Source organism: Bacteroides sp. 2_2_4 (genome assembly GCF_000157055.1).
Taxonomy (GTDB): Bacteria; Bacteroidota; Bacteroidia; order Bacteroidales; family Bacteroidaceae; genus Bacteroides; species Bacteroides ovatus.
The window spans coordinates 112,070-124,521 of record NZ_EQ973357.1; the positions used below are offsets into that span (position 1 = coordinate 112,070).

Sequence of the window (12,452 nt, forward strand, 5' to 3'; positions counted from 1 at the left end):
TCTTCAAGGTACACGAATCCTGTAACCTTTCGTTAACCCCATCAAGTAGCTGATTGCCTGTTACCTTACGGTTACTTCCTGTAATTTAGCCCATCCGGCATTCAACATGTTCTCCGGCACAGCCATTTCCAAGCCGATCGCATTATCCTTGGTAGTATCAACAAGCCCCACTGCCCAATAATAACTCCCCGGAGTTACTCCTTTGAGACGTAAATCAAAAGTGTAAACTGCAGGGATGCCTTGCATCCATTTGGATAAGTCTGTCTGTTTGTCCACAAACACCTTCTGCACCCTATTCCGACTGTCCATCAGCGCGAAAGCCACTTTATATTTTTGGTTCCATTGCGGAATATTGGTGGGGCAATATCCCCAGCCAAGATTATTCCAACGGTGTATAATCCGAAGTTTCTGATTTTTTGCCACATCTGTAGGTAAAGAAATCATATCCGGATAGAGACGATAGCCGCCTTCCGAAATAAACCGTTGCACAAGAGGGAATGTATTGTGAAACCACGATTCCGTTTCACCCACACGGAAGTCCATCATATTGACACGCGCCTCTTTACTATCATCGAATTCTCCCTGACGCACATCTTCGGGATGTCCCTTCCGATAATTGCGGGGATCCACCCAAAAGCTGTGGATTTTGCCTGTAATCCATCCGCCTTCCATCAGTATGGGGCGAACGCCGAAATATTTCTTGGCAAAGTCACGTTCCCATTCACCATAATACAGCCCCATACCGAATGCGTCATGACGCAAAGAATATCCTTTTTCAACTACTTCATCAAGCAAGAACTCACTGTCAAGGTCATACTTATTATCGTCCCAGTCCTTACCGGCACCCACAAAACGATGATAGTTGATGACAACCGGAACGTCTCTGAATGCTTTCAGATACAAGTCTGCCAGCCAGTCAAGTACAGGTTTACGGGGCTTTTCATCTCCCGTAGAATAAAGCGTAGTGTGATACTCGCCCCACTTTCCCAGACCTGTTCCGTCGATAAAGTCCACCTCGTCAGGATTGCCAAAGTCTTTGGCTAAAGCCCAAACGAATTTTTCATAATACTTTTGAAAAATAGGGTCATCAGGATAAGGTGACCATCTTCCTCTCCACACGAAGCCCTTCGTACCAGCCTCCCGCACAAAGTCGGGCGTAAAGTCATAGCCTTTATCACGGCTGTCGACCACCACCCGGAAAGCAAGACGCATTTTTCTTGCACGTGCTCCCTCAATCAGCATTTTCAGCATGGGATCCGTATTCCAGCCATAAACGTTTTCTTCAGGATTCAACTTCCTCCAACTGGTACGGATATAAAGAGTATGGGCATAATCGGACACCTTTACCGTTCCCACACCGGGTACCTGCATATTGTCACACTTCTCCCAGAAATCTTCCTTCACACCGGGGGTGGCATAAAGCACCCAGCCGGTTTGTGGGTTACGCAACAAGCGCTGCCTGTCTGGTTCTATTCTTATTATCTTGTTATCCCGTGCCAAGTTCTGTTTCAAGGTTCCGGCATCCGACCCGCCGCTTATGGCAGCGGCTTGAAGCGCAAACGACCCTAAAAATATAGGCATCAAAAGTCCTGATCTCATTTTACCTTTAATCATACAACTCATTATACGTATTTACTTATTTTACCGTAAGTGTCTGTAATTTCAACCAACCGGAATCCAGTAGGTTGGCATCCTTGTTCACGGCCATTTCGAGTCCGATTTCATTGTCTTTGGTAACGTCCACCAAACCTACCGCCCATGAATAGGCACCAACAGAAACGCCTTTCAGATTCAACTTGGTGGTATAAGTAGTCGGGGCTTCCTTCAGCCAAGTCGACAGGTCGGTTTGCTCGTCCACAAATATCTTTTTCACTTCATTATTATCATTCAGCAATGCAAAAGCCACTTTATATTTCTGATTCCAAGTTCTGATATTAGTAGGACAATATCCCCAACCCATATTGCGCCAGCGGTGAACAACAGTAACATCCTGACCACCATTTGCCGAAACAGGCAAAGAAACCATGTCCGGATAGAGACGGTAACCGCCTTCCGCTATAAAACGCTGTACATAAGAGAACGTTTTTTCAAACCATGATTCCGTTTCACCCAAACGGAAGTCCATCGTATTGACACATGCCAGCATGGAATCTTCAAACTCTCCCTTGCGGACATCTTCGGGATGACCTTCCCGATAACGATAAGCATCATCGAAATACCAATAACGGTGCGTGTCGGTCACCCATCCACCTTCCATAATGATAGGAAGCTTATATCTGTATTTCAAGGCAATATTTTTCTCCCAATCTTTATAATAGCCACTCATACCAAAAGCGTCGTGACGCAGGATGTATCCGTTATTGAGGGCTATGTTCAGCAACGGCTCCGCATCAGGCGGCACTGTTTCCTGCCAAGAATCCTGATAAGTATCGCCCAACATACGGTGATAGTTGATCACCAGAGGCACTTTCGTGAAATGACGTGCATACAACGCTGTAATCCACTCCATTACCTGAAACTTATTTCCATCGTTAGCATAAATCATAGCGTGCGACTCTCCCCATTTACCCAATCCGTAACCGTCAATAAAATCTACCTTATCGGGGTCATTGTATTGGCGGGCAAAAGCCTCGATAAACTCTCCATAGTGCTTTTGGAACACTTGGTCATCAGGATAAGGACACTTATTGTTTGCTGTATTATACCATTTACAGCCTTCATCGAATACGAACTCAGGAGTATTCTGTTTTTGGTCGCGCCCATCCACCAGTACACGCAAGGCGATACGTAATCCTCTATCATGTACACTTTTAATGATACGTGAGATATCGGAGCTAGGGTCATCCCAAGCATATTTTCCCTTTTGGGGCTCCAATGTCTTCCAATTCGTACGCAAGTAGCAGGAAGAAGCGTAATCGGAGACTTTTACGTATTTTGCCAGATCGGGTACATACATGTGGTCATAGCCTCTTTCTTCCCAAAATGTCTCGTTTTTCTCACGCGCCAGATACAGTACCCAGCCATTCAGAGGATTCCGAAGAACACGTGTCTTATTAGGGTTAATCCGCACCGTTACATTCTCGGCAGGCAAATCCCCATCACCGGTATTTCCCGTTTCACTTTCACTATCCGAGCAGGCAATTGCTACCATAGCCCCGAAGAGCAACACTCCCAAAGGCATCATTATTCGTTTCCAGTTCATTCTCATATAATTATTCTTTAAAAAGAAGGATATGCCGCCCTAAAAACAGGGCAGGCACACCCTCTTCAGTAAATGACTTTAATATTCGCTCATGTATATCCGCATATTTCTTAAGTCGACGATGGTGAGCAACGGTCTCATGTACCATGTGAACATAGCTTCACGATACTGTTCACGAGCTTCGCTTTCCGCATGGATAGGTGTCCAGGTGTTCAGTTTCAACTCTTGCTTGTATTTCCATCGGCTATCACTCTTGTCCAGCGCAAGTATATCGTCAGGAATTACAGGAACAAGACACCATGAGAAATGGGGACCACCGGGATAACCGCCTTCGAAATGCGGAACATCAAGAACAAACTTACCGTTTTCTTTCTTATCCGAACCGCCTCCCCAAGCGGAAGTCCATGAAATCTTGCCGACAAGCAGTTGCGGATCGACCAAACTCGGCTTGAAGCCGCCGCCCTTCAGATCATTCCCCCACTTGGTAATGTCGCCATATGCCCAAAGGTTGGTAACATCTACATCATGCCATCCATTAAGTTTATCCTTAAAATGCGCCTTATATGGTTCCAGCTTCTTATCCGGTGAGTAAATTTTCAGTTTCCGGGTTTCCGTGTTCAATATTACACGATATTCTCCGTCTTTAGGCAAATTCAGCATCGCAGGCTCATCTCCCAATACAACATCTACCTCTTCACCGTCTACCCAGTTGTTAACGCCTTCTGCCAGTTGGATATAAGATTCACCCTGTTCTGTTTCCAAAGCAATCCCCATCTCACCCTGCACTAAATCTTGTACAAACGCATATTGGAACTCATTCTCCATGGTTTTGCTCATTACCAGCTTATCATTGTCGGTAGAAGTTCCGGAAAGAACAATGCGATTGGCTTCCCATACCAATGGACGGTAAGGACGCACATTTACAGTAACAGTACGCACTTCGGGCATAGCATAACGGGGACCACCCTCCCATTTTGCAATGACACGAAACTGCACGGGCACCACTTTGGAGTAGTTCTGTCCCCACTTATCCACCAGCAACATTTGCAGCTCTTCAGTGGTATAACTCTTATTAAATACTCCATAGTCCTCATCAACACGTACACAGCTTTCAAACTCGTGTCCTTCAATATCTATTTTAGTCACATAAGAGATAGCATAGTCTTCGGGCATCTCACGAGCCGGTGTCCACTCAAAACTCACCGCCACTTCATTCGGTCTGTCCCTATCTAATTCTATATCGGTAGCCGAAACAGTCAGTTCCATCTTCTCACCGGGGTTGGTGAGCCATGTCAAATCAGCTTCTTTATCATCTTTACATCCGCCAAGGATAAACAGTACTACCAATGGCAGATATGCATAAAATAGTTTGTTTCTCATATTTCTTATTGATTTTATAGTGTTAATCAATTCATCCAACCCGGCATCTGTTTCAAGTTCGGATTCTTGTCTATCTCATCCTGAGGTATCGGCCACCAATAACTTTTGAACTTACGAGTTTGATAACGCACACGTTTATAAAACTCATCTCTATTCCCCTTTTCAGCCAGCATGTTCATACCATAGAAGTTACCATTCAGCACATTCTCCGCCTCTTTCCAGCGACGCAGGTCGAACCAGCGCAAACCACCTTCGCAGTTCATCTCAACTCTTCTCTCACGACGAATCAGTTTACGCATCTCTTCCGGGTCGGTAGGAATTCCGAGCTTTTTTTCTCCTGCTGCATATTGCGGAATGCCGGCTCTTTCACGAATTTTATCAATGTATTTCACAATATCTGTCTTGTCGGCATCATAAGTACCTTTAGCAATACTATACTCGAGTGCTGATTCTGCATAGCTCAGATAGGCTTCAGCAAGGCGATAAAGAATACCTTGACGCGACTTATAGCTACCGGTATTCGTTGAATGAACGAAAGTAGGATCAACATGCTTCCGAATCAGGTAACCGGCTGACGGGTTATCGTGCGACGGCTGCCCATCTTCACCATTAAAAAAGAAGTTGGTCGCTTTCCCTTTCCCCCAATGGTACTGTTCGTTGTAGACCACCGAAATATAGAAACGAGGTTCACGATTACAATACATATTGAACGTATTCTTTGGAGCAACGACATGACGGTCTCCACTAGCTTTGGAACCGGCTACGGCATAATGCCAATTAGTAGCACGCACATCATCTTCTGTAGAATAACCTGTTTCACTATATCCGGACTCCAAATCAACAATGGCTGTTTGTGTTTCACCACTATTGTTGTATCCTAAGATAGGCATTTTACCGTCTTTCATAAAGAAATCGTCCACCAGCAACTGAGTAACACCTAGCGAACCAGACCCACCAGCACCACGAGGAAGAGCTTGGTCGTCAAACCAACCTGCATTATCCTTAGTACGCGGGAAAATAATTTCCGTATTGCCTTCCTTATAACGAAGCATCATCATGTTCTGATAAGAAAGGAACGGATCAATAGTTACTCCATCAGACAAATATTCCTTATATAAAGCGTGTCCCGCTTTCTCGGCTTCTTCAATCAGCAGTTTATTGGCGTCTTTTGCCCGTTTCCAATGATTTTCATTGAAAGTGGAATTAAAGATTTTCACTCCATCTACATTAGTCATAGCCTGCATTTCAGGATCCATATCTTTCCCAGGACTAGGATTCACCAAATCACTGGCAGCAAACGTCAGCAAACGGGCACGCATAGCAAGACAAATCAGTGAAGTGATACGACCGTATTTATTGGCTTCGTCATAAGAAGCGGGTAACTGTCGGGAAGCTTCCAACAACTCGTTAGCCGCCCAGTCTACAACAACATCAAAAGGTTCTTGTTTCAGTAATAAAGATTCCCCCGATAGTTCTACAGCCGCTTCCCGAATAATAGGAACTGCTCCGTACGTCATCGCCATCATAGCGTGGTAGTAAGCAATGAAAAAACGACACTCCGCTTTCATATAATTAATCTCCTTTTCAGATACATCGGACAAAGGATGCGCATATTTAATCAAAGTGTATGCTTGACGAATTGCCTTTGGATACTTATCCCAATAAGTCACTACTCCCGGACTGATAGGCGTCCAGTTTCCATTCTGATACTGAATCGCCTTAAATCCCTGTGACTCCCACCCTACAGAAGGTGCAAGTTCGTCACCAATGGCGTCCGGACCGTCATAAATATAAAACTCCGGCATTACAGAATAGAGATAGGAAAGCCAACGTTCCAGATTGCCCCTGTTGGAAAATACATTCTCCAATGTCAGCTGGTCATCCGGCATTTTGTCCAGATAATCAGAGCATGAAGTTAAAGGCAATACACCCAAAACGCCCAATAATATATATGTAATAATTCTGTTTTTCATATCATATTTATTTTAGAAAGTAATGTCAAAACCTACTGATACTGATTTCATAGCCGGATATTTAGCACCGTCACCGGTTGCCAGCTCCGGATCCCACAGATTGAACTTGGAGAAGGTTAGCAGGTTCGTTCCACGCACGAAAACACGGGCATTGGAAATCACAAACCCCTGCAACCATTTCTTCGGACAGGAGTATCCTAATTCTAAATTTTTCAGACGCAGGAAACTCATATTGCGCAACCACCAGGTAGACTTCTGGCTATTATTGGCATTCGGTCCGTAATCGGCACGCGGATAGAATACATCCTGGCTTTGGTTATCCACCGTCCAACGGTCTTGATAGTTATCAAAGATATTATACATGGAGCCTTTATTGGATGCCGGCATAATATTTGAAGAAAGGATACGCCAAGTACGTCCAATACCCTGAAACATTGCTCCAAAGTCAAGCTCTTTCCAGCGTAAATTCACTCCGAATCCGTAAACTATCTCCGGATTCTCGGTACCTCCGATAGCCATTTGGTCATAAGTATCGATAAATCCGTTCTTGTCCAGATCCACATACTTGATATCACCCGGGCGAACTTTTGCTGTAAAAGTTTGTTTCGGAACACCATCTTTCAAAACTCCGTTCTCCACATCTTTAAAATCATCTTCTGTAAACAAACGGTCGTGGACATAGCCGAAAATCTGCCCTACCGGATGACCGGTTTCAGCACGAGTTGTTCCAATGGTTCCCAAAGGTTCATCTTTGTCGATGATTTCATTATGGGCATAAGTGAAGCTACCCATCAGACCGATAAAGAAATCTTTGCCGATTTGCTTGTTGACATTCAACGTTACTTCCGCTCCCTGATTCTTCACTTTACCACGGTTGCCCCATGGGTTCCTATAGAAACCGGAGGTAGCAGGAATAGAGTTCAACTCTACAAGGATGTTGTTACGGCGTTCGTCGAAAAAATCTACCTGAAGGTCTACCATACCATTGAACAGACCCAGTTCCAAGCCAACGTTGGCTTTGTTTACAATTTCCCAAGTCAAGTCAGGAATACCGAAGTCGCCCTCTACCATGTTATTACGTCCATAATCTCCGTCCAACCCCCAACGGTATAAGTCAGGCACATCATTCCATTGATCAAGGATAGTGGATATATAGGCGAAACGACGTCCTTTCAGATTAGCATTACCTACCTGTCCGTAGGAAGCACGCAACTTCAATTTAGAAATCGTGTTGCGAAAAGGCTGCATGAAAGGTTCTTCCGAAACAATCCAGCCAACAGCAGCCGACGGAAAGAAACCATAGCGTTTTCCTTTGGCGAAGTTTTCAGTACCGTTGTACCCAAAATTGAATTCGGCTACATACTTTCCACTGTAGGTATATGAAGCACGTCCGGCCAATCCCTGATTACGGTAAGGCAGCGATTCCCCCTTATCGTAATGGCGACGGTTGAAGAGTAGCATGGCAGATACGGCATGTTTGTCAGCAAAGGTACGGTCATAATTCAGGCTGGCTTCCATATAGATACTCTTGTCACCATATTCTGCCGATTTGGAAGTACCCAAGAAGTTACCACCTTGTTGTTTTTGGGCCAGAATCAATTCGCCCTCTTCGTTTCTGCCGCTAGCGGCATTCCAATATTCTATTTTCTTGGAACGAGTCACTTTGCCGGTAGAATAACGGTCAAATGAGAAAGTTCCTTTTATTTTCAAACCGGGAGTCAAAAATTTCAGGTCTTGCTCCAGAGAAAACAGCGTCTCAATCTTACTGGCAGTGGAACGGGCGAAACCGCTCTGAGTAGCCATTGCCCAAGGATTACCCTCTTCCTGCCAAGCAGGAATCTCACCGGATGAATAGCGGATGGGAAACATGAAGGGAGTGAAACGGAACGCACGGCTGAAAATTTGGTCCGTACTTTCAGGTGAAGAGTTACGATCCTGAAGATATCCCCCGATATTAAAACGAACTTGAGTGGTGGGAGAGAGTTTCAAGTCAACATTGGAACGTACATTGTAACGTTGCAATTTGATAGTAGGATCCCAATCCAGGCTCTTGTCGCGTGTAAGAATGCCACGTTCGTTGTAAACCGCAGCCACAAACGAATAACGCAAATTTTCCGAACCACCGGATACATCTACTGTAATACGTTGGTTGGCAGCATGGTCTCTAGAAATAGCATCAATCCAGTTTACATCAGGATACAAATCGGGGTCATATCCCGCACGTGTTTTGGCAATCCGGTCGGCATACATCGGAGACTGTCCGGTATCATCCAATACATCATCCAGCAACTGCATATAATCGGCAGCCCCGATATAGCTGGGAAGTTTTATCGGTTGCGTGAACGCAAATTCCGATTTCACCACTACCCGAGGCTTACCCACATGTCCGCGCTTGGTATTAATCAAAATCACACCATTCGCACCACGTACACCATACACTGCACTGGCAGCCGCATCTTTCAATACGGAGAACGACTCGATTTCTTCTACATCAATATTATTCAGGCTACGTTCAATACCATCTACCAGCACCAATGGGTCTTTACCCACATCCTGAAAGGTACTGATACCACGGATCCAAAACGAAGAGTTATCGTATCCCGGTTCTCCGGAACGCTGCACACCAATCACACCTGTCACTGTGCCAGCCAAATTGTTACTCAATGAACGGGAAGTAGAAACATTCAATTTTGCCGGTTCAACAGTTGTGATAGAACCCACTACAGACTCTTTCTTTTGTGCGCCATAAGCCACAACAACAACTTCATCTAACTGACCAACATCTTCTACCATTATCACATTCAGTACTCTACGATTATTGACCTTTTCATCTTTCGGGACAAAGCCGATATAGCGGAAGGAAAGTTCAGCATATTTATCCGGCACAGCAATGCTATATGCACCATTCATATCTGTTATCGCATTCACCGTAGAGTCTTTTTTCATAAAGATTGAAACACCAATCAAAGGTTCACCCTTCTCATCGGTAACGTTACCCACAATCTTAAAACCTCGAACTTGCTTTATCGCAGGAGCCTGTTCCGGCACTGAAATCGTAATCTGTCTTCCCGACATTTTATAATTCAACCCCGTTTTTGAGAACAGCTCATTTAATACAGCATCTATTTTCTTATTGGAAACTGAAATGGAGACTTTGTTATTCAGATTCTTTTTCACATTCTCTGAATAAATAAATATGTACTTACTATGTTTCTCGATATAATCTAAGATATCTTTAACTGTAGCATTCTCATACTGTACTGAGAATAGATCTTCTTCGGAATTCCAACTAATAGAATTAGCACCGAATGAAGAAAATGGAATCATAAAAAAGACGTTTATAATGCAAAAAAGCTTAAGTCTTTTCTTTAAGTGTAAAAAAATACTTTTCTTTACCATAAAAATTTCTTTTTAGGTTAACAATTTTGGATTTATTGATTTAACGAAGGAATTAATATCGGGTAAATACGCCAATATTTATCCGATTTTTTTGTGTATCATGAATAGTATTATCTGTTTCTCATAGGCTATATTGGTTTTATAAGATTAATTAAATTGTCATTATTTACTCAAGTATATACTAGTATCACTTTTTTCTACTTCAATAGGGATTGTCTGCCGGATACATTCAATCACCTCATCAATATCATCTTTCAAATCCAGTTTTCCATAAACCTTTTCTTTACCTACCATCGGATCGCATTGAATAGGAATGCCATAATAAATACTCAACTTCTGAATGATATGAGATAAATCATTACCATTTAACAACATGACACCATCCACCCAGCTAATATATTCGGCTACGTCCACTTGCTTCTGATAGGCAATTGCGCCATTGGCTATATTCAGCAAATCACTAGGTACCAGTTGCGCTTTTCTCTCATTCCTATCGGTCACCTCAACAGAACCTTCCACCAATACAATATTAGTTGCCCCCCCCTTGTAGTTTGAAATATTAAACTTCGTACCTAATACCCGTAATTTGAAATCTTCAGATTCTACAATGAAAGGGTGTTGCTTATCATGAGCAACTTCCAGAAACACCTCTCCCTGGGCATATATTTTACGAATATCTCCATTAAAACGACAAGGATAAATCACTTTTGATTGAGAGTTGACAACCAATCGGGTTCCGTCAGACAGTTCAACCCGCACTCTTTTCCCTGCAGGAACAAGTAACTGGTTATATTCCGGTTCGGCCTTTACTTTCTTTTCCTCTTTTTCTCTTATTACTTTAGAATTAACAGTAACCTTTCCTTCTTTTGAATAGGTAACAAAAGCATCCTCATCCAAATTGAGCTGTTCTTTAGCAGTGATAAGAGTCACTTCTTCAACAGACTGGCTGTCCATCTGTTCGGCAATAGCCTGAAAATCTAAATTAGTGTTTTCACTATGAGTTAAGAAGTGGATGGTTGAAATACAAATTAAAATAGAAGCTGCGACAGAAGCAGAAGCTACTAAGAAATAATTTCTTCGACGCCTCATTACATCTCTCCGGATCTTTTGTTTGGTTCGCTCTATTATAGAAGAAGCATCAATCTTTTCATGCCCGCATTTTTCCCAAAAGAATTTCAGTTTCCCGCCTTCAGGTATAGTAGTAAAATCATCCTCAAGCTTTTCTTGAGAATTCAGTTTACCAAATAAATCAGCAAGGCAATGGTATCCTTTTAAGTCCATAATCTTCTTTAATGTTGTTTTATAAATAAAGACGCAACATTAAAAAAAATCTCCTAGTTAAAAATGAACTTTTTTTATTTTTCTCGAAAAGTAAAAATAGCAAGAAGCTCTTTTAAACAATTAAGCCATTAAAATACAGACAATTAACAGTATACCTTCTATCATTTCTTACGCAAAACCAGATTCAGATTTTTAGCAATTTCTTCTAAAGCAAAAGCAATATGATTATTGATAGTCTTCACAGATATATTTAATATGTCTGCAATCTCTTTATAAGGTAACCCTTCTATCTTCGCCAAGAAAAAGACATGTTTACATTTAGGTGGTAGCTGTTGGATAGCATTGTTTATTTTCTCCATCTCCTCTTTACTAATCATCGCCTCGTCAGGTGACTGGATAGGAGCAAATATAAAATCCCCTATACCGTCAAGCGATAATTCAGTTTTTCCCGTTTCCTTCCTCAAATAAGAAATAGCTTTCCGATAAGTAATCGTCTGTATCCAGGCATTCATATTTTCTATACCACCCAAGGTTTTTCTGTTTTTCCAAACCTCATAGAAAACATCACTTACAACCTCTTCAGCCGGTTCCTTTTGACCAATCAAAGCAAAAACATAATGATATAGACGTGAAGAATAACGTTCCATAAAACGGCAAAAAGCCGCTTCATCACTGTTTATAATTCTGTCTATGTCATTACTTTCAGGTTTCACGGAAGTGTTTTACAGATTATTTCTAATTAACAAAATTGTGCCAAATATAGTAGTATATTAGCAATTATAAAAATAAAAAACCACAAAAACGAATTAAAAGTTATCAATTACGAAAGATTAAAAAGTAACTTGGTAGGACGTGCCATCAGAGACAGATTCTTTTACGCCTCACGCAATAAGTTTTCAAACATGGGGTTCACCTTTCACCTTTTCGTCGAAACCCTTTATTCATCGATGGTAGCGGGTGAAGGCTCTTCTTTTCACCGAATTTTTCTCTCTGAATGCTGTATCGTCCTTACTCTAGTGGTTCTTTTTCAATTTAGTTGACTAGTCATTGTAACCCACTACTTCATCTCCAATCTATTAATAGATAAGTTCTGTTTCATTAGGAGTAAAGTTACTTTCGTCTAATAGTAAAGTTATTTCCGATAGTACGGAAACTATAAACGCAAATTCTGATCATATAAATGCAAGCTTTGTTTTTATAAACGCAAGTTTCATTTA

Annotated in this window: 7 protein-coding genes; all 7 read right to left on the minus strand. The window is 42.2% G+C overall.

From position 1 onward, the window contains the following. Positions 1 to 60: 60 nt before the first annotated feature. Positions 61 to 1,623: a hypothetical protein gene (locus tag BSCG_RS20895; protein ID WP_004311181.1), complete on the minus strand. Its 1,563-nt coding sequence runs from the start codon at positions 1,621 to 1,623 to the stop codon at positions 61 to 63. 13 nt (positions 1,624 to 1,636) lie between these two features. Then, positions 1,637 to 3,208: a hypothetical protein gene (locus tag BSCG_RS20890; RefSeq protein ID WP_004311180.1), complete on the minus strand. Its 1,572-nt coding sequence runs from the start codon at positions 3,206 to 3,208 to the stop codon at positions 1,637 to 1,639. A gap of 72 nt (positions 3,209 to 3,280) precedes the next feature. Further along, positions 3,281 to 4,582 carry a SusE domain-containing protein gene (locus BSCG_RS20885; RefSeq protein WP_050428039.1) on the minus strand — a complete coding sequence of 434 codons (1,302 nt, stop codon included), beginning with the start codon at positions 4,580 to 4,582 and terminating at the stop codon, positions 3,281 to 3,283. Positions 4,583 to 4,608: 26 nt separating this feature from the next. Next, positions 4,609 to 6,555: a RagB/SusD family nutrient uptake outer membrane protein gene (locus BSCG_RS20880; protein WP_004311178.1), complete on the minus strand. Its 1,947-nt coding sequence runs from the start codon at positions 6,553 to 6,555 to the stop codon at positions 4,609 to 4,611. Between the two features lie 12 nt (positions 6,556 to 6,567). Continuing rightward, positions 6,568 to 9,954: a TonB-dependent receptor gene (locus BSCG_RS20875; protein ID WP_032849369.1), complete on the minus strand. Its 3,387-nt coding sequence runs from the start codon at positions 9,952 to 9,954 to the stop codon at positions 6,568 to 6,570. Between the two features lie 162 nt (positions 9,955 to 10,116). Next, positions 10,117 to 11,235: a FecR family protein gene (locus tag BSCG_RS20870; RefSeq protein WP_008646537.1), complete on the minus strand. Its 1,119-nt coding sequence runs from the start codon at positions 11,233 to 11,235 to the stop codon at positions 10,117 to 10,119. 161 nt (positions 11,236 to 11,396) lie between these two features. Then, entirely contained in the window at positions 11,397 to 11,948 is a 552-nt protein-coding gene (locus tag BSCG_RS20865) for an RNA polymerase sigma factor (RefSeq protein ID WP_004311175.1), read from the minus strand. Positions 11,949 to 12,452 lie beyond the last annotated feature (504 nt).